22 protein-coding genes are annotated in these 26,216 nt (G+C 34.9%); 7 read left to right on the plus strand and 15 right to left on the minus strand.

The window, feature by feature from the left end:
* Window positions 1–5 precede the first annotated feature (5 nt).
* From P163_RS03515 to P163_RS03525, 3 genes are all read left to right on the plus strand, one after another.
* On the plus strand, window positions 6–1,589 hold the full coding sequence (locus tag P163_RS03515) for a type IV secretory system conjugative DNA transfer family protein (protein WP_034887622.1): 1,584 nt from the start codon (window positions 6–8) through the stop codon (window positions 1,587–1,589).
* Between the two features lie 110 nt (window positions 1,590–1,699).
* Window positions 1,700–2,425: a DUF6088 family protein gene (locus tag P163_RS03520; protein ID WP_034887624.1), complete on the plus strand. Its 726-nt coding sequence runs from the start codon at window positions 1,700–1,702 to the stop codon at window positions 2,423–2,425.
* The gene (locus P163_RS03525; protein ID WP_034887626.1) at window positions 2,425–3,405 is read left to right on the plus strand and encodes a nucleotidyl transferase AbiEii/AbiGii toxin family protein; all 981 of its coding nucleotides are present in this window, start codon (window positions 2,425–2,427) and stop codon (window positions 3,403–3,405) included. The genes P163_RS03520 and P163_RS03525 overlap by 1 nt, the downstream gene beginning before the upstream one ends.
* A gap of 148 nt (window positions 3,406–3,553) precedes the next feature.
* On the opposite strand, the gene P163_RS03530 is transcribed toward P163_RS03525, so the two are convergent.
* The 7 genes from P163_RS03530 to P163_RS03565 form a co-directional block, all read right to left on the minus strand.
* On the minus strand, window positions 3,554–4,393 hold the full coding sequence (locus tag P163_RS03530) for a DUF4138 domain-containing protein (RefSeq protein ID WP_034887628.1): 840 nt from the start codon (window positions 4,391–4,393) through the stop codon (window positions 3,554–3,556).
* Between the two features lie 32 nt (window positions 4,394–4,425).
* Window positions 4,426–5,355 carry a conjugative transposon protein TraM gene (gene traM / locus P163_RS03535; protein WP_034887629.1) on the minus strand — a complete coding sequence of 310 codons (930 nt, stop codon included), beginning with the start codon at window positions 5,353–5,355 and terminating at the stop codon, window positions 4,426–4,428.
* A 31-nt stretch (window positions 5,356–5,386) separates the two neighbouring features.
* Window positions 5,387–6,001: a conjugal transfer protein TraK gene (locus tag P163_RS03540; RefSeq protein ID WP_034887630.1), complete on the minus strand. Its 615-nt coding sequence runs from the start codon at window positions 5,999–6,001 to the stop codon at window positions 5,387–5,389.
* An 11-nt stretch (window positions 6,002–6,012) separates the two neighbouring features.
* Window positions 6,013–6,855 (minus strand): hypothetical protein, encoded by an 843-nt coding sequence (locus tag P163_RS03545; RefSeq protein WP_034887631.1) that lies wholly within the window; start codon window positions 6,853–6,855, stop codon window positions 6,013–6,015.
* A 3-nt stretch (window positions 6,856–6,858) separates the two neighbouring features.
* Window positions 6,859–7,446 carry a conjugal transfer protein gene (locus P163_RS03550; protein ID WP_034887632.1) on the minus strand — a complete coding sequence of 196 codons (588 nt, stop codon included), beginning with the start codon at window positions 7,444–7,446 and terminating at the stop codon, window positions 6,859–6,861.
* Between the two features lie 4 nt (window positions 7,447–7,450).
* On the minus strand, window positions 7,451–9,853 hold the full coding sequence (locus tag P163_RS03555; RefSeq protein WP_034887633.1) for a TraG family conjugative transposon ATPase: 2,403 nt from the start codon (window positions 9,851–9,853) through the stop codon (window positions 7,451–7,453).
* Window positions 9,854–10,158: 305 nt separating this feature from the next.
* Window positions 10,159–10,446, minus strand: a complete 288-nt coding sequence (locus tag P163_RS03565) for a hypothetical protein (RefSeq protein WP_034887635.1) — start codon at window positions 10,444–10,446, stop codon at window positions 10,159–10,161.
* 188 nt (window positions 10,447–10,634) lie between these two features.
* Here P163_RS03565 and P163_RS03570 point away from each other — a divergent pair, with 188 nt between their 5' ends.
* Window positions 10,635–11,267 carry an N-acetylmuramoyl-L-alanine amidase gene (locus P163_RS03570; protein ID WP_034887636.1) on the plus strand — a complete coding sequence of 211 codons (633 nt, stop codon included), beginning with the start codon at window positions 10,635–10,637 and terminating at the stop codon, window positions 11,265–11,267.
* Between the two features lie 102 nt (window positions 11,268–11,369).
* Here P163_RS03570 and P163_RS03575 read toward each other — a convergent pair whose 3' ends face one another.
* The 5 genes from P163_RS03575 to P163_RS03595 form a co-directional block, all read right to left on the minus strand.
* Window positions 11,370–12,032, minus strand: a complete 663-nt coding sequence (locus P163_RS03575; RefSeq protein ID WP_034887638.1) for an ATPase — start codon at window positions 12,030–12,032, stop codon at window positions 11,370–11,372.
* Window positions 12,016–12,768 (minus strand): hypothetical protein, encoded by a 753-nt coding sequence (locus P163_RS03580; RefSeq protein WP_034887640.1) that lies wholly within the window; start codon window positions 12,766–12,768, stop codon window positions 12,016–12,018. Before P163_RS03580 ends, P163_RS03575 begins: the two co-directional genes overlap by 17 nt.
* Complete coding sequence (locus P163_RS03585) at window positions 12,765–13,055, minus strand: helix-turn-helix domain-containing protein (RefSeq protein WP_034887642.1); 291 nt, start codon at window positions 13,053–13,055, stop codon at window positions 12,765–12,767. Before P163_RS03585 ends, P163_RS03580 begins: the two co-directional genes overlap by 4 nt.
* A 251-nt stretch (window positions 13,056–13,306) precedes the next feature.
* Window positions 13,307–14,140 (minus strand): RteC domain-containing protein, encoded by an 834-nt coding sequence (locus P163_RS03590; RefSeq protein WP_034887645.1) that lies wholly within the window; start codon window positions 14,138–14,140, stop codon window positions 13,307–13,309.
* A 100-nt stretch (window positions 14,141–14,240) separates the two neighbouring features.
* Window positions 14,241–16,655: an aminotransferase class I/II-fold pyridoxal phosphate-dependent enzyme gene (locus P163_RS03595; protein WP_034887647.1), complete on the minus strand. Its 2,415-nt coding sequence runs from the start codon at window positions 16,653–16,655 to the stop codon at window positions 14,241–14,243.
* A gap of 225 nt (window positions 16,656–16,880) precedes the next feature.
* On the opposite strand from P163_RS03595, the gene P163_RS03600 reads away from it, so the two are divergent.
* The 3 genes from P163_RS03600 to P163_RS03610 all read left to right on the plus strand — a co-directional run bounded on the left by P163_RS03600 (window position 16,881) and on the right by P163_RS03610 (window position 18,694).
* Complete coding sequence (locus P163_RS03600) at window positions 16,881–17,249, plus strand: STAS/SEC14 domain-containing protein (RefSeq protein ID WP_034887649.1); 369 nt, start codon at window positions 16,881–16,883, stop codon at window positions 17,247–17,249.
* A 23-nt stretch (window positions 17,250–17,272) separates the two neighbouring features.
* Complete coding sequence (locus P163_RS03605) at window positions 17,273–18,199, plus strand: helix-turn-helix domain-containing protein (RefSeq protein WP_034887651.1); 927 nt, start codon at window positions 17,273–17,275, stop codon at window positions 18,197–18,199.
* Window positions 18,200–18,412: 213 nt separating this feature from the next.
* On the plus strand, window positions 18,413–18,694 hold the full coding sequence (locus P163_RS03610; RefSeq protein WP_034887653.1) for a DUF6520 family protein: 282 nt from the start codon (window positions 18,413–18,415) through the stop codon (window positions 18,692–18,694).
* A 79-nt stretch (window positions 18,695–18,773) separates the two neighbouring features.
* Here P163_RS03610 and P163_RS03615 read toward each other — a convergent pair whose 3' ends face one another.
* Genes P163_RS03615 through P163_RS03625 form a run of 3 tightly spaced genes read right to left on the minus strand, consistent with a single transcriptional unit; the run spans window position 18,774 to window position 25,964 of the window.
* Complete coding sequence (locus P163_RS03615) at window positions 18,774–21,590, minus strand: M16 family metallopeptidase (protein WP_034887655.1); 2,817 nt, start codon at window positions 21,588–21,590, stop codon at window positions 18,774–18,776.
* Window positions 21,577–22,980: a RagB/SusD family nutrient uptake outer membrane protein gene (locus P163_RS03620; RefSeq protein WP_034887656.1), complete on the minus strand. Its 1,404-nt coding sequence runs from the start codon at window positions 22,978–22,980 to the stop codon at window positions 21,577–21,579. Before P163_RS03620 ends, P163_RS03615 begins: the two co-directional genes overlap by 14 nt.
* A gap of 11 nt (window positions 22,981–22,991) precedes the next feature.
* A complete protein-coding gene (locus P163_RS03625) occupies window positions 22,992–25,964 on the minus strand; it encodes a SusC/RagA family TonB-linked outer membrane protein (RefSeq protein ID WP_034887658.1) in 2,973 nt (990 codons plus the stop codon).
* Window positions 25,965–26,216 lie beyond the last annotated feature (252 nt).

Genomic DNA, 26,216 nt, shown 5'->3' on the forward strand with positions numbered 1-26,216 from the left:
AAATTATGCAATTAGACAATCTGTTAATGGTATTTCTAATTATTGGTTTGGCCAGTAGTGTTTTCTATGGAATGTACCGGGTAAGTAGATTCGCTTTCCGTGTTAATTTTATAATACTTGGTGCTCTTGTATTTTATAGTGATGAAGAATTATCATTGGTATTAAGAGTACTTTATTTGGTCTGCCCGCTAACATTAATTAATGCAGGGATGTATGTGTTTTTGCACAAAACTGATACCCCAAAAAATGGTGATATAAAATATCGGGTTAACTTTCCCACCACCGAAGGAAATTTTAAATTGGATAACATCAAGCGTGGTGCATCGGTTATTGGTTCTGCTGGAAGCGGAAAGACTGAGAGTGTAGTTTACGGTTTTCTGAAACACTTTCGAAAAGAAAGTTTTTGCGGAATTATTCACGATTATAAAGATTTTGAACTAACGGAGATGGCATATCCGCTATTTAAGGATGGTGATATCTCCTTTAAGATCATTTCCTTCGATAAAATCATTCATAGGGTAAATCCTATAGCTCCACGCTATTTAGAGAACGAGGAAAGCGTAAATGAGGTGTCTCGGGTACTAATTGAAAACCTTTTAGAGCAAAGAGAATCTGGAACAACCGGAACAACTAAATTTTTTAATGATGCTGCGGAAGGATTGATCGGAGGTCTTATTTGGAAACTGAAAACCACCTATCCCGAGTTCTGTACACTTCCTCATTTGATTGCTATATACCAATATCTCGATACCAACAGCCTTATCCAATTTCTTGAAACCAATACAACATCGAGAGCAATGGCAGATGCTTTTATAAGTGGGAAAGATTCTGAAAGACAAACAGCTGGAGTAAAAAGCACCTTAGCCAATGCGCTTAAACGAATCAGTACGCAACGTATTTTTATGGCACTTTCTGCTGATGAAGTACCACTAAATATAAATAATCCTGAAAATCCATGTGTGATTTCAATCGTGAACAATCCCAAATTTGAAACTTCCTATTCGCCCGTGATCGCTACAATCATCCATACACTTACCAAACAAATGAGCGTACGCGGTCAAAGACCGTCTTTCTTATTGATGGAAGAAGCACCCACCATACGTTTATTGAATATGCACCGTATTCCGGCAACTTTGCGAAGTTATAACATCGCAACCATTTATGTAATCCAAGACAAGATTCAGAACGATATGATGTATGGAGACAAAGCGAGCAAAGCAATTCTAAGCAATCTTTCTTATCAGTTTTTTGGTAAAGTGAACGATCCGGATACCGCAAAATATTACGAACGATTCTTTGTAATAGTTAAAGATCCAACAAAAAGTGTAAGTCGAGGGTATAACCTAGATTTTGATACGCGCGTAACAACAGGTGAGAAGGAAATCCCTAAAATAAGAGCTGATGTTTTTTTTCGTTTAAAGCAAGGTGAATTTATTACCTATGCGGATGGGAAGGATAAAAAAGTGCAATTTAAGTTGGAGAAGATTGAGAGAGAACTTCCAAGGGTTGTAAAAGAATTTTCTAATGAAGATTTGGAAGCTAATTTTGAAAGGATTTATGAGGAGGCTAGGTCTATTTTTAATAAATAATATATTCACTAAATCTATAACTGAAATATTATTATTTCTAACTGTCAAGTAAAAATTGGAAAAAACTTGACAAATATTACTGTAATGAGTATCTTTGTCCTATCATAATTATGAATATAACAACATCAATAAAGAACAAAGTCGCTCGTATAAATACTGGAGAAGTATTTACATACGATACGTTATCTATTGCTCAAAGTGAATTTTCCGCAGCAGCAAAGGCTTTAAGCCGCATGGTTTCCAATGGCGTAATCAAAAGGTATAAAAATGGGATGTACTATAAACCCAAACAAACCGCTTTTGGAGAACTAAAACCAAGAGAGGATGAATTGCTTAAAAATTATCTCTTTGAGAACAATAAACAAATTGCATACATAACCGGTGTTCGATTATACAATCAACTTGGATTGACCACCCAAGTTTCTAAGGTTGTAAGATTAGCAAGCAAGGATAAAGAGATAAAGACGAAAATAGGAAACCTAATTATAAAACCTGCCAAGAGTTACGTGCCTGTTACAAGAAAGAATGTGCCTTTATTACAACTCTTGGACGTAATGAAGGATTTTAAGAACATTCCAGATATGGACAAAAAAAGAGCTGTTAATTTTCTGAAGGAACAGATTGAAAATCTTACGGCTGAAGATAAAGGCAAGTTGACCATTTTCGCAAAAGCATACCCACCAAAAGTTAGGGCTTTATTGGGAGCACTTCTTGAAAACCTTTCCTATAACGAATTAAGTGAATCACTTAAAGAAACCATTAATTATTTGAGCAATTATGAATTTGGAATATCCGAAAAAACATTGCCTACTATCTCAAACTGGAACATTGCCTAATGAAATTACATAATTATAAAGACGCCTTTGAAGGAGCAATCGTCGCAACTGCTCAGCACTTTGGAATTGCAGAAATCTATGTTGAAAAGGATTATTGGGTAACTTTTGCCCTCAAAAAGATTTTTACGGATCCCAGTTCCAAGGAAATCGCTGTTTTTAAAGGTGGAACATCCCTTTCCAAATGCTTCAAAATCATTGAGCGTTTTTCTGAAGATATTGATATGGTGGTCATTAAAGAAGATGGAGAAACAGAAAATTCCTTAAAACGAAAACTCAAAAAAATAACAAGCACTTTGGAAGAATTTATGACTGTCATTCCCAACCATCCTTTAGAAAACAAATGTGGAAAGATTAGAAAAGTGGTCTATGGGTATGACAAGGTTGGAGTTAAAGGAGCGTATGGTCAAGTTCGTGACCACATTGTTCTGGAAGTTTCAAGTCTTGGTAATTCACATCCTTCGGAAAAAGTCAGTGTGCACTCCATGATTACGCAATTTATTGCCACAACCAATAGCCCGGACCTTATCAAGGAATACCAACTTGAACCATTTAAGGTAACGGTAATAAGCATCGAGCGCACCTTTTGTGAAAAAATAATAAGCCTTGTCAGATTTTCATATACCGAGAATCCTTTAGAGGATTTGGCTAATAAAGTTCGTCACACCTACGATTTACACCAATTACTAAAGCAAAGTAAGATCTCATCTTTTTTGAAATTGGATGATTTTGAAACAATGCTAATACAAGTAGGAAAAGATGATGACAAAGCCATACCTAACGATAAGGAATGGTTGTTCAAACATCCATCAGAATCTTTATTTTTCAGGGAAACCGAAATAGTTTGGAAAACTTTGAGTAAAATTTATGCTGGCTCTTTTAAAGAGTTACTTACCGGAGAATTGCCTGATGAAAAGGATGTGCTTCAATCTTTGATGATGATTGGATCAAGACTAAAAGAAATAAAATGGAATATTAATTAAGCGATGGCGAATAGGAAAAGTCAGCATTTTATTTTCGTAATTTCTTTGAGTGAAATTTTTCTCACAGTTCAATCCCCCAGTCGACTAGCCGTTCAAAGCTTCATCTATCACTTTAAAATCAGCTTCTGATTCTTTTTTCATAACACCATTAATTTGGGTTAATGACATATCTATGCGATAATTTCAGTTCAATATTTCGTTCCCCATCTTTTTCATTCAATTCTAAAATTGCCCTACGGTCATTGGATAACGAAAACTTGGGCAACACATAAACGAATCGTACCGTTTCGTTTTCACTAATTTTGGAAGGTACATTATATCGAAACAGTGGTTCTTGACACAGACGTTGCAATGATTTCCTTTTTCCTTTTTTTCTTGTTTCAACCGAAAGATTCAGGAAATTTAAATCGTAATCTAAGGTTGACTTGTTATCGATCTCTAGAACAAAATAGAGCTCCTCCTTATCAAAAACAATATTCTCAACACTCAAAACAATACCTTCATTCCTATTATTAATTCGACCAATACTCTGTTTTCTGTCAAGAAGAAAGGAACAGAATTTTTCATAATAATACTTTCGAAAATTAACACGTTTCTCAGAAGTCTTAACCTGAATTACATCCTTTACTCTTGGTTTCTCATTTCCGATACTACTTGATAGAGGAACGAAATAATTGAGCTTTGATAGCTGGGCTTTATAGCGGACTATATATGAAAAAATAGATCCATCATTATTCACTACCAAGAGATTGCTTTCCTTTCCTGGTTTGGCCTGAAGCAAACCGAAATACTGTTCTTTTTCACGGTTGTAAGTAAACACAAAATTCTCTGCACCAGTTATGCCTTGGCGTATAGGTTCTGGAAAAAATAGTGCAACGTTCTTTGTATCATTTGCATAAATGGTGTCGAGGACTATTGTGGTCTGCGCGTTCACTTTTGCGAAAGCTAAAGGAACAATAAAAGCCGAAATGATGATATAGTTTTTCATAAGAGTGCGTTTTTAAATGCCCATTATGGGCCTCATAATTTTGGTTTTAGAATAAGTTGGTAATTGTTAAGTACGGTCACTTTCAGACTACGGTTATTGCGTTTTAGTACTTTCGTGATTCCTCCCACTTGCGGGACACTCGGAATATTAATATCCCCTATAATATCATCAAGTACTTCGTTGGTAGCCTCTGCTCGAATGTTGTTTTCAATATAGATACCTTCACTACCATCTTGCAAATCGAAGGCTTTGAGCTTCGTTGGATGATGTTTGATATTCTCGATTTCTATTAAAGCCCTATTGGGTTGAAAACTGATAAATCCAAAAACATAGGTGTTTTTTGGCATTTGCTTGTTGTTAATCATTGCAGCTTTTGAAAGTCGCATTTTCAGTCGGCTATTTTCTTTTACAACTTGATCGCCATCAACTACTACATATATTGTTTCATCTGTATTCCCGATAATTGAAATGTCGTTGGGCTTAGGCGAGGAGGCAAAGAACAGTTGATGTTCCAAACCCATTTCCTTAGCTTGAATCTTCTGTTCCCGTTTTATTTCCTGGGGATCTATTTTTTGAATTTTTTTGTGTGCTATTTTTCTTTCTCTAAGATTCTGATAGGTCGATTCAGAATATTTCATTTTCCCAGCGGAATAGATGCTATCAACAATGCGTTTCTTTTCCCGTTCCGGCAGATCTGGATCATAATAACCTAGGGAATCAATCAGTTTTTCATCGTAAATACTCGGAGCATTGTTCTCACGGACTTCCTTTAAATCATTGATAGCATCTAATTTAGAATCGTACTCTTTTTGGTTTTCTTCTAAATTGGGTACCAAGGTCTGCTTAAGGTTTTCATTTTTACTTTCATCATCGCCCATTACCATCAAGGAATAGGAAATCAGAAACAAAAAAATTACAGCTAGTACCGTTGCGAATACAATTTTATTTTTTTCTATTTTCATAATCGTGTGTTTTTAAATGCCCATTATCGGCTCAATTTTCATTGTTTAATTTTTTTAAGGTATTTTCGAAATAGTCTGTAATCAATAATCCGTGCGGATTGTTGGGGAAGTTTCTGTCAACTATCATTAGGCTTCCTGTGGAAACCAGTTCGTAGGTGTCAATTATAGAACCCCTATTGATTTCGAAAATGGTTGTGGTTGTGAAACTGTATGAGCCATTACTTTCGGTTAACCTTGAATCGATACTCTGTACCTTTTGGACCAATGAATATTGCAATAGGCGATTATAAACACCATCCGCTTTTTTCTGTCGGTATAGATTATCTACAGAACTGTTACCCAACCAGAGTGCCTTTTCTAAATTCCTTTCGTAATTGCTCGCATAGATATTGTAGAAATAAGTATGAAACAACTCTAAATGCGCCAAAGCTTCCACCCTGAAATTCTCCTTTTGGGTAATAAGTTTTAGCGGAATAATACTGCCATCTGTATTGATCGCAAAAGCACTATTCAGGGCCTTTTTATTCGTGCTAAAAGCCATCCATAATGAAAATATGCTAAATAAAAAGGCAAAAATCACAACCGAGAACACGATGAATCGGTTTAATTTTAAGATGTTGTAAATGTTGTTATATGGTGCTTTCATTTTGATTGGAATTAGGAGGTGAATAATCTGAGCGTAAAAGATGTTGCACGTCTGTACAATTTGAATTTTAAGAAAACGATAAAGCCAACTGAACCGAGTTGTATCACAGGCGCAAAAAAGCCTTGACCAGCATCGGTTCCGAATAAGTTGTTCCAGAAATTTGTATTGATTTCTGTATAGAGAGCATTGATAAATACATTGACCAGAAAGAAGGCAGGTACAAGCATATAAACCGCGGCATACAATTTAAAAAAGGTATAGGCCAGCGAGCGAAATTTTTCAAATACCGCTAAACTTAATACCAAAGGAAAAAAAGCTTGCATAATTCCTAAAAGAAAGAACCGTTCTGCCAAGAATAGAGGATATATGAAAAGATCCAAAATCCAAAGTATGACACTAAATATGAATGCGAAAATTTTAAATCCATAGAGAGGGGTTACCAAAGCTTCATAAAGCATTGTCATAGCATTTTTTGCAACATCTATGAGATTAACATCCTCTTCAATAGGAATATCCTGCATTTGCAAAGGCATAAGATCAGGTGCTGTGCCGCGATATTGGGCTTCTATGGAAACTAGAATGCTATCGAAGAATCCTAAAATCTGTGTTGAAAAAATAACCAATAGTACTACCGCAAAATTTTTAGCAAGTTCCCCTGGAGTCAATCCCCAGGTATATCCGTCCTTATCAGAAATACCTTCGTTATATTTTTTAAGAATATTAACCAGAAAAAACAGCACAGCAAGCGTTTTCATTCCGGCAATAGTATATTGCGAGAAGCTGCTGTCCTGTATGGTCTGGAATACCGTATCAATATATTCCAGTCCTATTCCTAAAATAATAGTTGCAGCCATTTTCTAAAAATCAGTTTCACGATAATTAATTTTATCCTGCATTTTTCTAAAGGAAATAATATCCATGTATCGTTTGGTCTTGACTTTGATATTGGAAACCATTTCCTTTGATTCCAGTTCTTTTTGTTTAAGGATTTCAGCACGTTCGGCATCGCTCATTTTTAGATAATCACTGGATAATATTTCATCGATGAAGTCCATTGTTTCTATAGAATTTTCTACAATGGCAGTAAACGATTCCGAAACTCTGGCCACTTCATCGAGTTTGATATAAGGACTATCAAGAATATCCCTTAAATCGTTTTGCATCATCTGGATAAGACGTTGGTTGTTTCTTCCTATTTCGCGAACAGCATTTAATTGCCTAACCACATCGTTGACCTTTTCTATATTTTCTTGTTGGGTTTTTAAGAACTGAACAGTCTTGATAATATTTGCAGTTTGCTTCCCTGATTCTATGAGTTGTTTTACCAGGCTTATAAAATTGGTATTGTCATAAGTAGGCATTCCCTGGCACGCAGCGCTTGCAGGCAATAATTGGGAAATCATAAGAATTAGTCCTAATGAGATTGTTTTGATTTTAGTCTTCATGGTATTATGTTTTAGAGATGAATTCTATTATTGCTTGTTCCATGTTCTGGGTTCTTTTGTAAATGGCCATTATGGCTTCATTTTCCTCTCCGTCCGTTAGGTAAGCGGCATAGACTTCTTTCGGAACTTCAAGCCTAAAAATGTTGCTTTCCTTTCCAATCTTGATGAACATTTCGGTGTACTTCCTTTGGCCAGAAAGATTGTTTTTGATAGACTTTAATTGGTTCAAGTCGTGGGTGGAGAGGTTGAGCCTTTTTACCAGTTCGTCATAACCTTTCTCGTTATTAAGGCTATAGATTACCTGAGTGTTTTCCAGAATGCTTGCCGAAGTGGTATTGTTAGGTAACTGATTGATAGATTGTAAGATGATGCCGATAGCACCATTTTGCTTACGAATAGCTTGATAATAAAATTCTACGCTTTCCAATACATTTTCAAACTTCAATTGCTTGGCAAACTCATCGAATAGGATGATACCTTTTTCAGCCCTGTTTTTCCAGATTGTTCTTTGAATAGCTGACTTAATCAGCTTCAACATTACGGACAGGATTTCCTTGTTGTCTTTCACTTCATCCAGTTCAAAAACGATCAGGCGTTTATCCTCAATTTTATAGGTCTGGTCTTGGCTTACCTCAAAAAGAAAACTATATAGTCCATCGCCTACATACTCCGACATTACGTGTAAGAAGCTTGTTACATTAAAGTAGTCAGAATGAATTTTGAGACTATTTAGTAGATCATCCTGATTGTTCTCGATGAAGTTGTAGAAACCTTCCAAAGAATGATTTACAGAAGTACTATCATAATAATAACGCAGTATTTTTTTAACGGAAACCGAATGGGCTTTTGTTATTTTCAAATCTGAGGCAAAGAGTTCAAATAAGAAGACAGATAAATCTTCCAATCGTTCTGGTGTCAGGTCATTTTGATTGCTGATGTAAAATGGATTGATACCCAGATTCTTTCCGCTCTCATAACGCAATATGGTGTGTTCTTCCGGATAGAGTTTAGCGAATTTGCTATAGGAACCACCCAAATCGATAATTACAAGACGAACGCCACTCTCAAAATATTGACGTAGAATGTTATTTGCCAAAAAAGATTTACCCTCGCCTGTAGGAGCGAAGATGGCAAAGTTTCTAGCCTTGATACGTTTTTTACGCTCATCCCAAACATCCTTTAATACGGGAATGTTATGTTCACGGTCGTTAAAAATGATGCCGGTTGTATCTGATTTATAATTGGTGTTGTTGACAAATAGACAAAGTGCATGTTTTAAATCGGTTACGTATAAATCGTTATTTGAGAAATTGGATGAGAAACAGCAGTAACTGTTTAGTATATAATTTTTGCGTTCTTCTCCTCTTGGGTAGTAGGGAATGATATCAAGTTCCTTAAATTCAGTTTTTATTTTTGAAGTTATTTTGTCTAACTCTTTAGTTTCCTTTGCCCAATAAAAAACGTTGAGATGTCCACGGATAATTCTGGAATTGTCATCTGCATTGATTTGGTCAAGGATATGCTGAATCTTTCCAAGCACCACCTTGTTTTGTGAACCGAAGTTTGAACTCTTGCTGAGTTCTTCAATTTTCTTATCGAGCAGCTTACGCCACTTATGCTTGTCATCGAGATATAGAATTTGGTTGACAATATGATTTTCTTTAAGCGTAAGCCCTAAGCCATCAATAAACCCTTGGTGAAACACAAAATCGTCTGAAGTGAATCTCTCATTGGTCTTGCTACTCTGTACACTTTCGCCAAAGCACAGTTCGCTATTGATGGCAAGGGCATCAAAATGGTTTTCGCCAATATTGACGCTTTTATTATCCAGTAAAATATCAGTATCACAGCCTTCATTAAATCCATTGAAATAGGTATCTGTGAGACCGACAATTTCTTTTTCGTTTAATGGGGTGAGAGACAGTTTCCGGCTGTTATTTATAAAAGAAACAGAATCGTGTATCGAGTTGGCGAAACTTTTAATGTTATCATCCAGTTTCTGTACAATTCCCTTTGAAATTTTTCGAAAAGGATTGACATATTTAGAATTATTGAGTGCTTTATTCTTGGTTAAGATGAAGAATAAATAACATTTATGCTCAATATACTCCCGGCCTTTAAAATGCTCATGTGTGGCTTTTTCCAAAAAGGTGTTGTTCGGAAGTTTTTCTGAGGAATATATTTTTTTGAGATAGATATCCTGTTTATGAACCACGGTTCCCACAGGCAACGACTTCAAAGCTTGAAACCAGGCACCGTGTATATCTTCCAAATCATTTTCAGATAAAGAATAGATTTCTGGCAGATCTCCTTTATAACACAAGACCACATTACCATTATTAGCAAAAATGATATTGTCTTGAATATCTGCAATAGGTCTGTATGCTGAAAGGTTAATCTTGTTCATAATCAAAGCCTGAATTTCTTTTGTTACTAATTATTTTCGGGAAGGAGTTCGCTATCTCAAACAGTTGTGGATTGTTCGTGATACGGGTCAGTGCAATGAAAAGCGCAGTATTAAAAATTAAGATGCCTATAATTATCCCGAAACTGAATGAAAAAATAATAATCATAAGCGATCCTAGTATGGACATCATCATCAGGGCAAACAGGGAAATGGGTAACCCAAAAATGATTGCCTTTTTTCTAATATTTCTATAGATCTCGAACTTTTTCATAAGTACTGTTTACTTAAAAGTGTCTTTTATAAACTTATACTACGATCCCAATTAGGTAGGTAAAGATGCCTACTACTGCCCCAGCGATTAAAACAAATACAAGAACCCTTGTAATACCTTTTTTGAGGTCTGCATTTTCTCCAAAGAAGTGACCTGCATTAAACAGGAAGCCAATTAGGAAAATCACCCCCAGAATGATGGGGAAAATAGTTCTTATGGTATTGGAAACTTCATTAACTGAATCTTCAATACCACCAATTTGAGCAAATAGCGAAGTGGAGATCATCAAAAAAAATGCGGTTAATAATAATGAATTTTTCATAACGGAAAGGTTTAAAATTTTGATTCGTTTCGTTATTTGAAATATACATATATTTGATTATAAATAACTGGTAATCAAGTATTTGTAAATAAAATATTATTTGGTTGTATTTGAATTCGGTTGCTATTATTTGATATTAAATTCTATTAATTCTTGAGTGGAAGTTGTTAATAACCTAAAACCCAAATATGAAAAATCTGCTCAAAAACGTCAGTTTTGTCATTTTGCTTCTAAAATTGTGCTTCATTTTTGGACAGGAAAACGTAACTCAAAAACGAATTGTAATTGACGTTGGACACGGAGGAAAAGATTCTGGTACCATTGCATTAAATGATATAAAAGAAAAAACGATTGTTTTGAAGATTGCTAAGGAATTATTGAGTATTAATAAAAAGTCGGACGCACCAATGGATATTTATTTGACTCGATATAGGGATACCTTAATCTCATTATCGGATAGGCCTAAACTTGCCCAAAATCTTAATGCTGATTTTTTTATTTCGTTACACTGTAATCATTCGGATAATCCAAAGGCTAGAGGAATAGAGGTATATGTTGGCATGAATGAATCTAGATATTCAAAAGAGTCAGTTTGGTTTGCCTATCAATTACAAAACCATATTAAAATGCAATTAGGGTTTGATAGTAGGGGTGTAAAATTTGCAAATTTTCAGGTGTTGAAAAAAATGGTTAATTACTGTCCTTCAGTTCTATTGGAGATTGGATTTTTAAGTAATCCTTATGATAACAAATACTTTATGGAAAATTTTAATATTACGGCAATGGCCAAAGCAATTTTATTATTAATCCAGAATCTTTAACTCATGAAAATTTTATTTGAAGCATTAATTAAAATCTTGAAAAAAATTATTACTTTTTAAATTACTGAATCTATCGATTTCTATAAATCTTGTAGAAAATAACTATCTCCTTTTATCCGCACTTTCTCTGTCAAAAGCTATCAAATTAAACAATTCCCTCATTCGGCTACGTACCCGATTGCCGTATCGTTCTTCCAATTCTTCGGCATTTAGATTCGTTGTTGCATGAGTTTTTATTTTATATTTTGATTGCACGTATAGATCGTATCTTGAAAGAAGAACTTCACCCATCACATTGAGATCTTTTCCGTAAAACCTCCCAGGAGGCTCCACTCCCAAATCGTCAAAACAGAAGAATTTATTATTTCCATATTCTTCGATTGTTTTATAACCAAGATGGTTAAAACTAAAAGTTACATTTCTACATGGAATCATCTCATAGGGTCTTTGCAAGGGTACGATATAACGCAATAATTTCATTAAGCTGGTTTTCCCACATCCGACTGGTCCTGAGAGTAATATTCCTTTTTCTATATCTAAATTATATTTTCTGCAACTTTCTTCGTCGCGAATGAAGTAGGAGCACAGCTGCAATAATATTTTTTTATCTTTTTTGTGAATTTTAAATTTATTTCCGAAAAGCAGTTTGCCTTTGACATCAAGATAAATAAGAATTTTTGAAAAATCGTATAATACATTTTTTCCATCAAACTCTCCAAGCGAATATTCCACGCCAGCTTCAGATATTTTAGAGGGGTTGTCCATAATCCTTGTTTTTAGTGGTTCGTAAGTTGTCCTTAATTTGAGACGCTTCTTTCGGATTTGATATGATTTCATTGGCTAATAATTCTGCCCTATCCATCCAGTGGATGGCCAAAGCACGCCAATCTCGAATATCTTTTCCATCGCTGGTTTTCCAACTCCGAGTTTCATAATGCTCAAAGAATTTTTTTCCTTCATCAGCATTAAAACTTTTTTCCTTAAAAAAATTAATTACGGCCTGCCTGCCCTTTGGCTGTTTTAATTTATTTACTTGTTTGATATTGTTTATAGTAGATACCAATGCTTGTCCACTAGTGGGACGGTGCGAGTCCATAACATGTTCAGATATGGGATGGTACTGGTTCACAATAGGTACACTTCTGGGATGGTACTTTTCCGCGAGTTGTTCTAACATGGGATTGTACTGTCCCGTAACTGGTTCGTCACCTGTTTCAATAATGGCCATCTTAATTTTACTTCCTTTATACGGATTATTTGACGGTAAATAGAATAAATAGCCCCAAGAATGTAATTCAGTTATGCACCTATGGTAGGTGGATTTTGATCCTATTTTTGAGGCGATCATTAAATCCCTGCGGTTCACATAGAATTCATCTGCAAATCGACTACTGTTCCACTCTTGAAATAGTGCCATGTATAAACTAATGTGGGTAGGGTTTAAACGGTCATCAAAATAGAAGGTTGAAAAAGCTGTATTTAATAACTTTATATAGTTCATCGCTTATAATTTATCTCACGCTGAACACGGTTGGAATCCATCACATTTTGAATCTCCACCACATCATAATAAATAATACCTCCAACTTTGGAATATGGCAGTGTACCATTGATTCGGAGATTCTGTAAGGTCCCTGGACTAACTTGCAGTAAATCCATAACCTCTGAAGATTTAAGATATTTCTTAATCTTCCCTGAAGTTTGTTTGGTAAGAAGATCTTTAATGTCCTCGAGTAATTCCATTTTGAATTCTCTAAGATCGTCTGTGGTAATAATTGATGTTGGCATAATAGAACAAATTTAATGGCTCAGAACATAATATTTGTTTGTTCCTGACCTGGTTTATAATTGTTCCATAAAATTGAAATTGTTTAAGGAAAATATTTCACCATATCTTTCGGAGTACGATAAATTTTAACTTTTAATAGTTTTTGATTTGAATTGTTGAAATTTGGGAGTAGAGTAGAAGGTGAGAAGAGCAATATTAAATAAATATTATTGGGCTCCGGATATTCGTAGTTACGCTTTACTTCGAAAAATTATTTTTCATCATCTTTTCGCATCTTAGCTTCTAAGTTGCTCGCAAGCTGGTAAAGGTATTTAGCCCTGGGATCTTTCCGAGCTTTCATTTCGCCGTAAGATTTATAAAAATTATCTAGCTTAATATTAAAGAAATCCTCGAAAGCAGCAAAGAGGGTTTTAAGATCTGCTGTTCCATGATTAATATCTCCTGCATTATGAAGTGCATATATGATTTCAACCAAGGAAATTTTAGAACCCGACCATACTAGAAGCTTTGGTTGTCGTTCCCTGAAATTACCAATGCTACCGGGTTGAATTAATTCTAATTTCTCTCGAATATAATGTATGTAGCGATAAAGCGCCTGTATCTTAGACCAAAGCATATCATGACTGGTGGAAAATTCAGGATTTTGATAATAATTAATAGTAGGGCTGAAAGAAAAATCTCTTCCACCTTTTCTGCTGAAGAATTCATGATCCAAATAATTATGGTTTTGTTCCATATAATTCACAAAACTATTATTGGCTGAAAAGAACTTGTTGATTTTCTTAATTTCTTTTTCTAAATAGCGAACTTTATGAGAATTCCCTGCTTTTGGAAGCATCAGTTCACAAGATCTAACTTCTGTAAAATATATAAGATAGCTCATGGGTAGCGGTTTGATATTTCTGAAAAAATCAATTTCAGATTGGGAATCATCAAAGTCGTTCTGTTCAACCTGTCTTTGCAGTTTAGATAAAGTTCTAATGCATAGGCTAATACCATCCTCAGCCTTGTTCAAATCAGTTTTTCCTGATTGAATTAGGCTGTCAACTTTTTCGCTAAATGTAGACATCGCTTTCTCGAACATTACTTCGGTATTTTTTGAAAACAAATAATGCCTTTGCTGTGCTATTTTCAATATGGCTTTTTATAGGGTAAATATTAAAAAATATGCTTCAAAGGGGGAGTTAATCTTTTCTAAGCCAATCCAAGGCTTCTAGGCTAAAGTTATCATCGGCCTGAACATAGGCTAATTTTTGAATCAAGGTTGCTCCTAATTTTCTTTTTTCAAAACTAGCGCTAAGTCCTAAATCAATCTTGGAAAATCCGAGCGCATTCGCTCTTAGGATTGTTTTATAAAGTAATTGTCGGTATATATTAAATTTCTCGTTTTGATCATAATCCATTCCTATTAAGCTTGGGATATAAGTATCACCTGAATTAGTACAAAACATGACCCCCATGGCATTGTCAGAGTTCTTAACTTCAACTTTTAGACTTAGGACTAAAAATTCCCATTTTGGATCTTTACCCATTTCAATAAATAACTTTTTTGGAAATTTAAAGGTGTTGATTCCTAAGTTATTACTCCAAACCTGTTCGAATAATGAATAGTAATAATCAACTTGGGCAGGGGTAGGATTCTTAACTACTGATAAGGTAAAATAATTTTCAAATGCTTTCACTTCTTTTCTAAAATGCTTTTTTGAACGTTTGCTGAGCGATTTCAAATATTCGTCTTCATCATTCCAATAGAGGTTGGTAAGTTCACAAGCATCGGGCATATCTATGGAAATGAATCCTTGTTCGTGAAGAAAAGTGTTTAAAGAATTAGTTTTTTCGAAATCCCTTATGATGATAAGTTTTGCTCCAACTTGAGTCTTTATCTGATCAAGTTTATCTAAAAATAATCGCATTGATTGTAGATGTAGAGAATGTTTACTATCTAAATACAAATGAGCCCCCTCTGAAAAAACCGATCCTGATGATAATACTATATCGGTCATATAATAGGGGTCCTCCTCACGCATCTCTTCAATAATTTTTGAGGTTTTTACATTAGATAGCATGTCATTTTTTAATAGCGCACTGGTAAGAGATACTGCCAAAACCATTTTGCCTTCTTTATCCTTTATCGTAATATAATAGAAACCCCAATTATGCTCGGGTAAATTGTTATTAGTGAAGACTTTTTCTATAAAATTTAGACCATCCCAATCAAATGTACCTTTTCCTGAAAAACAAGTATCCCATTCCTCCTTATCTATTTGTTGAATTGTTGTAGTACATTCCAGATTTAATTCATCAATTTTAGAATCTCTTACTTTTTTTATTTCGGTTTTCTGAATTCCAAAAGAGTGGTGAATTTTAGACACATTGGTGTATGTTTCTTCCATTGCAAGCGGAAAGTAATAACTCATAGCATCTACTAATGCTTTTATATCTATCAATTCATTATGTCTGGAAATTGTTATTCTAACGCCTGTATTTTTAACCGGAACGGCCGGGAATAATCCAAGGTTTACAAAAAATCCGGCATTCATCATTTTGCTTACAAAATTATAACCTGTGGCTGGGAGTCCAGTGCCAATGTAAAATACCGGAGAATCATTTTTATGTACCAGTGGCAAATCTGTTAACTCTAGTAATTCATTGAAATAATTTATTTTTAGCTCCAAATCTGATTGTAAATCATAGATCTCCGGCGATAAATGAATATCTGCGGAAGCAATTGCAGCAGCCACGGAGGCTGGTTCTAATTGGGCAGAAAATGTGAGTGGTCCGCCAAAATTTTTAATTTTTCTATGCAATTTCTTATCAGGGCAAACAAGGACGGCGCCACTAGCTCCGAAAGTTTTACTTAAAGTTCCAAATAATAATATATTTTGTGGAAGCTTTTTCAATACAGACATCACATACCCGGAACCATGTTTTCCTCTCCAGCTCATTCCATGGACATCATCTATGTAAAGATGTAATTGGGGATACTTTTGGGATAACTCTATAAGGTCTTGTAACGGAGCAAAATCACCGTACATAGAATAAACCCCATCTGCCATATACCAAATTTTATTGACCTTATTTCTTAAGTCTTTGATATAATGTTCCAGCATTTCCATATTACTATGTCTGATCATCCTTACCGTAACACCTTTCGATTTCAAAACTTCGGTAGCACTTTGTACACTCCAGTGCACCTGGTGGTCTAAAATCACAGCATCTCCTTCCCTTACAGCAGTCGGGATAACTGCTAAATGCCCAAGAGTGCTATTTTTAGTAATGAGTATGGGATGCTCATACATTTTAAAAATTTTCTCTTCTAATGGGGCATAAAGCGGATGAGAAATATATGTTTTAGATAAGGGAAACTGGGTTCCATATTTTTGAATAGCATTTATTGCTGCGTTTTTAAGCCTTTTATCCTGTTCAAGTCCCAAATATCCCGTGGTGCCGAAATGATATAAAGATTTACCATTAACAGTTATTCGACGTCCATTTAATTCATCACCTTCTGCATGAAGATGGATAACTCCGGCATTAGTTGCATTTGTAATTACTTCATCAACCGTATCGAGAAAATTATTGTGTTTAACCTTAGCCATAATTTTTGATATGAATATTCCCTTTTCAAGCTATGATAAATATCTATTATAATTCTAACCGTTATAAAAAAAAGTCTTTTCAGAACAGTTATTCGTCTTTTCGTTCAAATGCCATTAAATCTTATGAGAATAGCTTTATATCCTATTATATAAAGTCAAGAATGATGTTCTGGTAAGACGTATTGAAAATTTATTCTATATTAGTGATATCCAAATTATTACGGGATGGTTGTGGATGGTACTTATGCAAAAATGTGGATTTCCAAGGGGATCTTATACTTTGTCTATAAAGAAATTTATGAGATCAATCGGAGTATGGCCAAACAGATCGTTAGCCAGCGGTTACAACTGCAAAATGAAAATTCATATCCTATATTTTGCGATCTAAGGGCGGTCACTAATGCACAAAAACAAGCCAGAGATTATTTGGCAATTGAAGGTGCATATATGACTAAAGCTCTTGCAATACTAGTGGAAGATGAGCACGCCATGGTAATTACTCAGCTATATATAAAAACAAGCAGCCCGGCTTATCCTACTAAGGTATTTACTAATAAGGAAGAAGCGCTTGCATTCTTGCAAGACTACAGATAAAAGTAACCATTAATAAAATAATTATGGAAAGGGAAATTAGCAACGATGAGAAAATAAGATTAAATTCTTTACATCAGCAAATCATTGAAATTGCCTGTGGTAATTTTATGTTTCGTCAAGAACCTTCAGGTCGTAGAGATCATATAGATACTATAACAGTATTACTAAACATGATGTCAGAAGAGATTAATTATTCCTGTTTTAACGCTCAGCATTGGGACGAATATCCGGAATTTCATTTTTCAATATTTCTAAATACACATTATCACATAACATCCTATTCTTCTGGAACCTTAAAAATTTTAAAATGGGATGATGAAAATTTTGATAGACCAGTTTCAGTAATTCTTTCAAATAATTCAGTAAAAGCGTTAAAAGAGGAACTTCAAACAAATAATGGTAAACCCTATCAGCGATTAATTCCTTTAGATTTTCTAACAGAAAATAATACTCTTTATAGGGTTCCTTGTACAATTCAGAAAATGATAGGCATGAGTTCAGATTGTTATTATGTAATTACAGCTTTCCGTTTGGGACATAAAAATGATGAAGAGGAAGTGAAACAAAATAATACCAGTGGCTCTTCAAAATTAGGAAAAAAGGAAAATGCCGCGACCAAATTATTGATAAAACAAGTTCGTCTCTATATACTGCGAAATTTGCATACTGAACTTCCTTCCCTGAAGGAATTGGGACTTATTCATCGTACAAATAAAACTAAGCTTAAAGAAGAATTCAAGAAAATTTACGGCACTACGATCCCGCGATTTCATATGGAAAAGAGGCTGGAAAAAGGTGCATTATTAATACGAAGTACTGAATTACCTATCTCCATAATTACGCAGAAATGTGGTTTTAAGGATCACTCGCATTTTTCTAAAAATTTTCGACGCCAATATGGAAAGACCCCCTCGTTATACAGAATGGAAAATGCTTGGTCAATTCAATAGCAGAATAGTATTACGGCTTTAGCAACCATTTTCTTTAAGGTTAATTGATGAAATTTACTTATGTAAATGATAGTAGCCTTAAGCTTAAACTTTTTTCAAAATTCAGTAATACACTGATATTTTACAAAGATTAAAAATAGAAATCTTTTTGCGCAGAAAGTAGGAGAAGCCGAAAATCCTTCAAAGAGTAGGTATATATTAAAACTTTATATTATGAAAAAGTTATTTTTAATTCCAGCAATGGCGCTTCTTGTTGTTCTAGGCATGTCCTTTACAAGTTTGGGAAGTGAAACAGAAGTTCAACTGGAAGCGGTTGCGAATGATTATGTATTGGATAATGGTAACTGGCGAGCAGTCCCGGAACAAAATTGTACGGGAGGTACACAAACTTGTCAGGTTCAATTTGGTGCAAATGGACCAATTTATGATCTATATGATGAAATGGATCAATTTACCAAGAAAAACCAAAGTGATGGAACTATAATTGTTCTTTAATAGGTTTAATTTAGAATAGCCTACTGATTAGTTTCAGTAGGCTATTTCATTATTAACCTGAATGATTTCATCATGTAATTTACTCGGGTAGCACCAGAAAGTTCTGTAAATTGTCTTTTACAATATAATTATCGATGGCATCATTGACATCTTTTAGGCTAATAAAATTTTCTATTATTCCGGGATATTCTAAAATATATTCCTCATAATCGCTTCTATCTTCCAATCGACTCTTTAAAAATTGTGGCCAAAAATTAAAGTAACCGAATGAATTTATTCGAGAACTAAATCTTATAGATGCATACTTAATATGAGATGCCAACCAATCATCATCCACACCAATTGTTTTGAGTTTTTCGATTTCCTTCATCGAATTGGCAAACATACTGCCTTCGTTTCCTAGTGTACTACTGAAGTTTATCTGGAAGGTGTATAAACTATCATTTAATTTGATCCACTGCCCGCCTGCACCGGGAGCATAACAATCTAATCGTAAAACCTTAACAAGTCTTTCATGAAAAGCATTATTAACAAGATCTAAAATAATCTGATTTTTAATTGTTGGGTCTATCTTAACCGGAAAGTATATTTCAGAAAATGATTGGTCAATACCCTTGTAGCGTAAAGTATCACTTCGTCTCTCTAGTCTTTTACTCCATTTTTTAATTTTTTCTCCTTCACGACCTCCTGAAACAGGTAAGCCTGATAAATAAGGTGCAATTTCTTCTATAAGTTCCAAGGACTGAAAATCACCTGTGACAATGAATGTATATTCATCAAAGTTTGAAAAATGTTGCTTAAAGGTATGTAACATATCTTTTTGACTCAATTCATTTATGGTTTTTTCATCAAAAGATAGGTGTTTTGGATTCCATATTTTTTCGATCTTGTCTTTAAAAAAGCCAGTTCCCCCTTTTATTTGGTAAGGGCTAAAACGTTCCTTCATTGTTTTCTTCCAGTATTTAAAAGCGTGAACATCATTATTAGGTGACTTAATGTATTGAATAAAAAGATTAAAGAAATTATGTATATTCTTTCTCTCAAAATTCCCTTCAATAAGAAAATTTTCCTGATCTGTTCCGAAGTTCATCTGCATATTATGATCTCTCAGGAATTCTTCAATTTGAAAATGAGTATGCCAATCTGTGCCAGCAATTGAGGAGTAATTGTGAGCTAATAGATTTTTATTATAAAGTTCCGAATTCCCGTTAAAACGTATGGGTTGGAAACCTAAAACTTCTATTCGATTTTTAAAATTTAGAGATTGAGGTTTTGTAGGCTTCAACAGAACTTTAATATTATTTCCGAATGTGACTGTAGTTACATTGACAGAATTCTTAACTATATTCATTTTAGGGATAATATTTTTATCTACTACGCTTTTAATCGAATAAATTTTCTTTGATGGAGAACGATATTTTGCAATGGGAATATCATATGCCTTTTTAATAACCTTTTCAATTTTATAATCTTTCGGAATGTAGATTTTTGGTACATTAATAAAGATGAAATCAGTATTTTCTAGCAAATTTCTTCTTTCATTTGCAAATTTTTGTAATTCCGAAAGAGAGATTTTCTCGACAAGGTTAGCTAATTTTTTCCGCACACTATCAGATGGCGCTGCATTCTGATACACAAAATGATTCTCATATTCCCTTGAAAGTTCTTTTGAACTTGGGGAAGAAATTACCATCGTTGATTTTAATCTGTCTTTTGCTTCCTGCAAATCTTGCTGTGTGAAATTGGAGTGCATAATCACATCTGCTTTAACAGCTTCAAAGATTTTATCTTCTATAGAAGCAGATTTTTGATCTAATTCAACACTCATAAGTCCAATGCTTATTTGGCTACTAGCCAATCCATTAGTATAATATCTAGTCGAGTATCTTGAAAATGAAGGTTCATATTGCCTTTCATATTCTGTTTTTCTTTTTGTTATGATAGATTCATATAAATTTTGAAGAATACCAAAGTAAATGTCTTTTACCGACCTAAATCTGAATTCATAATTGGTTCTTTTGGAAAAAATATCAAGTCGCCAATTAGTGTTCAAGGTATCATTAATAGATTCATATTGGTTTTCCCCGGTTAATTGATATTCAAACTTTTTAATAGCCTGAGATGGATTCCTAATTTCTGATGGTTTAGTTAATTTGGAAAACTTATTTTGAATGATATTTTCAAGACTGTCAAGATTAAAAGATCCAACCACTATAGCAGCTTGTAAATCTGGTCTATACCAATCATGATAAAAATCCTTTAATCGTTTAATATTAATATTTTTTACAGCCTCAATACTTTCATTTATATCTTTAGAAGGAAATGAGGTATTTCGAAGAATAATATCTCCTTCTTTATTGTATAGCCAATTGCTATAAGCATCAGTCGGCCGTAATTCACCAAGTATGCTTCCTTGATGCATATCAAGGTGTGAAGAGTCAATTCTAATACCTCCAGCCCATTGTTCCAGAACGTTTAATCCAAGTTGGAGCTTCTCCTTACTACTATTTGGAATAAACAAATAGTAGCTAGTAGAAAGTCTGCTGGTGTGAGCTCTGTGATCAATTCCTTGAAGAGTAAGCATCGTTATCAGATCGCTATATTTCTCTACATCCCGAACAGCCACATGCTCTAAAAGATGAGCATACTCGGATTGATCTTCATCTTCATGAAATCTTCCTGCTTTAACAATCATTTTCATAATTACTTCTCCTTGTGGATCATCATTATTCTTTAGGTAATAAGTAAAACCATTATCAAGTTTACCAAATCTCACGGTACTATCTAGTGTAATAGGCCTATCTGAAAGTTTTGTCTGTGAGACTTGTCCGTAGGAAAAAAATGTACTTAAAATAAAGCTTGTTGTGTAAATTAATTGTCGATTAATAACCATCATTCTGAATTAGATTTGGATTTTTTGAAATTTCTTCGCTCGGAATAGGATAAAAGCCATCGGTTATTTCCCAGGTAGGACTATTATTAAAAATAGTATCTATATAGCCACTTCTTTTTAGATCAAACCAACGATGACCCCATTCTGTAAATAATTCCTCACGGCGTTGGATATAAATTTCTTTCAGTAATGCCTCACCAGAAATGGTGGGATTAATTTCTGCTACTAAGGGTAAATTTGCTCGCTTACGAATCACATCCAGATCCTCGACTGCCTCCTGAGTTTTATCCATTTTTAATCTGGCTTCAGCGCGAATCAGGTATTGCTCTGCTAATCTTAAGACCATTGAATATTCCTGGATAGGAAATTGGGAACTAGCACTGATTTTATATTTATGGCTGAAATATGCCTTTAAAGATGCATTATATCCAATCCATTTTTCCCGACGAAGATCATTCTCATTGAATTCTGCAACTAGAGATTCATCAAGTTTTAGCGTAGAAAAGAAAGAAAAAAATGGATCGATAACGAACATACTACCATCATTCGTATTGGAAGCAATACCACCACCTCCAATCGGTGAGATTTGCCATATGGCTTCACGACTATTAGCAAGGAAAACATCGTCAAGGTTTTCCAGAATTTCGTAGGAAGCTGTCTCTTGTAAGACTTCGGTACTCAATCTTTCTGCATTTTGCCAATCTTCCAGAAACAAATAAACTCTTGCTAGAAAGGCCTTGGCAACGTATTTATTTACGCTGGTCTTTTCAGAATTCCGATAAGATGTATTTAATACCTCAGATGAGAACTGAAGATCATTTTCAATTTGAGTATAAATCTCTTCTTTTTCTACCTGTGGTTTCAGAGCATTAATGTTGTAATTTGTTTTTAGAACGAGTGGAACTTTATCATATAAATTAACTAAGTAGAAATAGGTAAAAGCTCTTACAAATCTTGCCTCTCCTTCCAATTGTTGTTGTAACTCTACATCAATGGAAGTAGAATTTGTCAGGCCCTCGATAAAAGAATTGCACAAATAAATAATGTTATAAGCACTTGACCAAAGGTCCAGGTTACCAGGATTAGTTGGGGCAATTTCGTGATCCTGGAATTCCATCATATTGAGATTCACAGAATTGAAATACCGAACGTTATCTGATGATAACCCAGCCAATACCGTGACGCTGGATCTGGAACCACTTGAGAAATCTGCCTGATATAGTTCATTATAAATGCCATTCATGGCACTTATTGCGGTTTGATCATTGCTGAAAACTTCAGATCTTACTAATTTATCTGTAGGAGCATCAATAGATACCTGATCATCACAGGAAAAGTGTAAGCTAAGAAGAATGAGAATGAAAGTTCGAATAATTAATCTATTAATTTTCATTGCTATTTTTTTTAAAAGTTGATTTGAGCTCCTGCTGTAATGGTTCGCAGATTGCCAATAAAATTGCCGTTGAAAGAATTTTCGGGATCCATTCCACCATACGATGTTATTGTCCAGAGGTTTTGTCCGTGTAAAAACAAATTAAACCTCTGTATCCCTAAGCCCTTAAGAGCTTTCTCTGGAATATCATAGCTTACTGATAGAGTTTTTAAACGAAAAAATGATCCGTCTTCAATAAAACGAGAACTATTAATAGCATTAGAAAATGCTAAATTACCTTGATAAGACTGGGTTGGAGTTTGGAAGTCATCCCGAGAATAGTTAGAGAGTATGTTTTGTATTCTCCCTGCATTGTAGTAGATCAACTTTCCATTTTGCTTTACGAACTCCCACAAAAATTGTAAAGAGAAGCCTCGATAAGTAAAATTATTGTTCAAACCTCCAAAGAACTCTCGTGTACGATCTTCGACAATAGTTCTGTCTTGAAAGTCTAGCTTGTCATCTCCATTCACATCAGTGAAAGAATAGTAGCCGGTTTCTGAATCTATTCCGGTGTAATCATAATTTAATGAAATGTTGAGTGGTTCTCCCACACGGTAAGTATTGGCATAGGAAGACTGCTCAATACCGGGATAACTCAGGAGTTCATTTTCAGGAAGACTTATATTGAAAGAAGTCTGCCATCTAAAGTTTTTATTGTTAAAATTGACACTATTTAACTCTAACTCTAATCCCCTATTTTCTACAGTAGCAGGTAAATTAGCCTGCACAGACTCGAAACCTGTAATTGCTGGAAGTGTATATCCTACTAGCTGATTCGAAGAACGGTTACGATACCAGCTTAAACCAACATTCATCCTATTTTTCCAAAAAGCAACGTCAAGACCCACTTCCATTTTCTTATTGACCTCCCAAGAATAATCTGGATTTGCAAGTGAGGTAGGGTATAAGCCTCCTGGACCTCTAGTTGCTTCATAAGCATCGAGGTATCCATAATCTCCTATTTGGTCATTACCCGTACTTCCATAACTCGCTCTCAACTTACCAAAAGATATAAAGGAAAATACGTTTTTAAAGAAGTCTTCCTCTGAGAAGATCCAGGCAGTTCCAATGGCACCGAAATTCGCGAACCGGTTATTGGGACCAAATCTGCTCGACCCATCCCTTCTTCCTGTTAAGTTGAGATAATATTTTTTGTCCCAGTTCATCCCAATACGGGCAAATACCGCTGCATATTTATATTGGATGTTTGAGCTTTTGGCATTAAGAATATCCTGCGCTGCAGCAAGGTTGCCAATGAGTGCCTCAGAGGCATAATTGCTTCCTTGTAAACTTTGACGTGAACTGTTATTTTCCTGAAGAGTGGCACCAAGTATGGAATTTACTTCCATTTTGCCAAAATTGGTATTGTAGGATAACTGTGGCTCTATGATCCATGCTTTTCTTACAGAGCTTAAATGGGCAGACCTATTTACTGGTTTTCCACCTGGATTATAAGATCTCGCCGGCATCTTCCACAATTCATTGCTATCATAACGAGTGTATCCAAAACCTGATTTTATTTCGAACCCCGGTAACATCTCGTAAGAAATACTTGTACTTGTAATCAGGTTATTGGTGCCGATATCATTACTATTGAAATATCCTTCTAAGGGGTTTACAAGTCCTGCTTCTGCCCATTCTGACCAGTTTAGTGTTCCGTTGGGATTAAGTAAAGCTGGGGCATTGGGTGGAAGCAGATTTAGAGAACTGAGTTTAAGATCTCCAGTAATCTCATTCCTATCTATACCATAATTTAGAGAAGCTGTAATTTTGAACTTCCCATCTTCAGAAAAATGATTCAGACTCATATTTCCTGTGATTTTTTGGTATTGATAATCTCCGGGATAGACAGTTCCTTGTGAAAACCATGAACCACCCAATCTGAAAGACGTTTTGTCATTCCCTCCACTAAAAGTCAAATTAGCATTCGTAACTTCAGCATTTCCTCCAAATGCATATTCCTGCCAATCTGTATATCTTTTCTGGTCCCAAAGCACAAGATCATATGCATTTCTTTGGGTAGGTTCCACAGCGTCATTTTCAAAGGCACTTTTTCTAATTGTCAGATATTCTGACGTTCGAAGTAGATCCAATTTTTTCGGTACTGAAGATATTCCGGTATAAGTGCGTATGTCCAGACCGGTTCCTTTTTGCGCACCAATTTTAGTAGTAATAAGAACCACTCCATTAGCTCCTCTGGAGCCGTAAATAGCCGTTGCATCTGCATCTTTTAAGACTTCAATACTTTTAATGTTTGAAGGATTTAGGTTATTTAAAGGGTCAAGCCCTGAATTGCTCAAAAGTGAGTTGGTTTCTACAGGCTCTGCACTTATAGGGACTCCATCAATAATATATAATGGATAATTTCCTTCCGCTCTAAGGCTGTTAATACCTCTTATTCGGATCGTGGAAGCCGCTCCAGGGTTGGCTCCGCCTGATGTTATCTCAACACCCGCCATTCTACCTTGTAGAGCTTGTAAAGGACTCACTACGGGCTGTAATTCTATCTCTTCTGCTGTTACTCTAGAAATATTTCCAGTGCTTTCTCTTCGAGTAGTATTATAATATCCTGCATTTATTTGTACCTCCCCAAGTGCGGCAATATCTTCTTCTAATTGAATATTAATTACAGTGTTTTCCTCTAGAGGGATTTCTACTTTTTTGAACCCTACAAAAGAAAAGACCAAAATGGCATTGCCAGGAGCACTTATCTTATATTCACCATCTAAATTTGTAACCGTACCTTGTAAAGTATTCTTAATTGTAACAGTAACACCGAGAATTGGAATCCCATTTGGATCTGTTACTACTCCCGAAATCTTTTGCTGTTGCAAGGGTAGGGCAGTAGTGGTTGCTGCCATAGCAGACTTAGATAGGAAAATAAGTATCCCACTAAGAATAATTAGCGCCACCCATTTAAGGTGCGAGTAAGTATTTTTCATAATATTGTAATGTGTTAAATGAAACATTGTTTTATTCAAGCTTTGGCCTTCCCCAACCGAGTCCAATCTAAGGGGAAGGCTTTTGAGCTTAATACCTATTACTAGGCTAATTCAATTCCTTTGGTTTCAAAGGAGTAATATATTCCCACCCACCCACGCTGTATGGAAATAGGGTTATACAGCTCCCACGGGATTATCACCTGTACCCGCAACAGGTTTGAAACAATTGCAGCTTTTCTAATTATTCTATAA

The organism is Gillisia sp. Hel_I_29 (assembly GCF_000744275.1).
Lineage (GTDB): Bacteria > Bacteroidota > Bacteroidia > Flavobacteriales > Flavobacteriaceae > Gillisia.

Bases quoted from the DNA above. Each gene is read 5' to 3' on its own strand.
- P163_RS03515 (WP_034887622.1), top strand. From the start codon at position 6: ATGCAATTAGACAATCTGTTAATGGTATTTCTAATTATTGGTTTGGCC.
- P163_RS03520 (WP_034887624.1), top strand. From the start codon at position 1,700: ATGAATATAACAACATCAATAAAGAACAAAGTCGCTCGTATAAATACT.
- P163_RS03525 (WP_034887626.1), top strand. From the start codon at position 2,425: ATGAAATTACATAATTATAAAGACGCCTTTGAAGGAGCAATCGTCGCA.
- P163_RS03530 (WP_034887628.1), bottom strand. From the start codon at position 4,393: ATGAAAAACTATATCATCATTTCGGCTTTTATTGTTCCTTTAGCTTTC.
- traM (WP_034887629.1), bottom strand. From the start codon at position 5,355: ATGAAAATAGAAAAAAATAAAATTGTATTCGCAACGGTACTAGCTGTA.
- P163_RS03540 (WP_034887630.1), bottom strand. From the start codon at position 6,001: ATGAAAGCACCATATAACAACATTTACAACATCTTAAAATTAAACCGA.
- P163_RS03545 (WP_034887631.1), bottom strand. From the start codon at position 6,855: ATGGCTGCAACTATTATTTTAGGAATAGGACTGGAATATATTGATACG.
- P163_RS03550 (WP_034887632.1), bottom strand. From the start codon at position 7,446: ATGAAGACTAAAATCAAAACAATCTCATTAGGACTAATTCTTATGATT.
- P163_RS03555 (WP_034887633.1), bottom strand. From the start codon at position 9,853: ATGAACAAGATTAACCTTTCAGCATACAGACCTATTGCAGATATTCAA.
- P163_RS03565 (WP_034887635.1), bottom strand. From the start codon at position 10,446: ATGAAAAATTCATTATTATTAACCGCATTTTTTTTGATGATCTCCACT.
- P163_RS03570 (WP_034887636.1), top strand. From the start codon at position 10,635: ATGAAAAATCTGCTCAAAAACGTCAGTTTTGTCATTTTGCTTCTAAAA.
- P163_RS03575 (WP_034887638.1), bottom strand. From the start codon at position 12,032: ATGGACAACCCCTCTAAAATATCTGAAGCTGGCGTGGAATATTCGCTT.
- P163_RS03580 (WP_034887640.1), bottom strand. From the start codon at position 12,768: ATGAACTATATAAAGTTATTAAATACAGCTTTTTCAACCTTCTATTTT.
- P163_RS03585 (WP_034887642.1), bottom strand. From the start codon at position 13,055: ATGCCAACATCAATTATTACCACAGACGATCTTAGAGAATTCAAAATG.
- P163_RS03590 (WP_034887645.1), bottom strand. From the start codon at position 14,140: ATGTTCGAGAAAGCGATGTCTACATTTAGCGAAAAAGTTGACAGCCTA.
- P163_RS03595 (WP_034887647.1), bottom strand. From the start codon at position 16,655: ATGGCTAAGGTTAAACACAATAATTTTCTCGATACGGTTGATGAAGTA.
- P163_RS03600 (WP_034887649.1), top strand. From the start codon at position 16,881: ATGGTTGTGGATGGTACTTATGCAAAAATGTGGATTTCCAAGGGGATC.
- P163_RS03605 (WP_034887651.1), top strand. From the start codon at position 17,273: ATGGAAAGGGAAATTAGCAACGATGAGAAAATAAGATTAAATTCTTTA.
- P163_RS03610 (WP_034887653.1), top strand. From the start codon at position 18,413: ATGAAAAAGTTATTTTTAATTCCAGCAATGGCGCTTCTTGTTGTTCTA.
- P163_RS03615 (WP_034887655.1), bottom strand. From the start codon at position 21,590: ATGATGGTTATTAATCGACAATTAATTTACACAACAAGCTTTATTTTA.
- P163_RS03620 (WP_034887656.1), bottom strand. From the start codon at position 22,980: ATGAAAATTAATAGATTAATTATTCGAACTTTCATTCTCATTCTTCTT.
- P163_RS03625 (WP_034887658.1), bottom strand. From the start codon at position 25,964: ATGAAAAATACTTACTCGCACCTTAAATGGGTGGCGCTAATTATTCTT.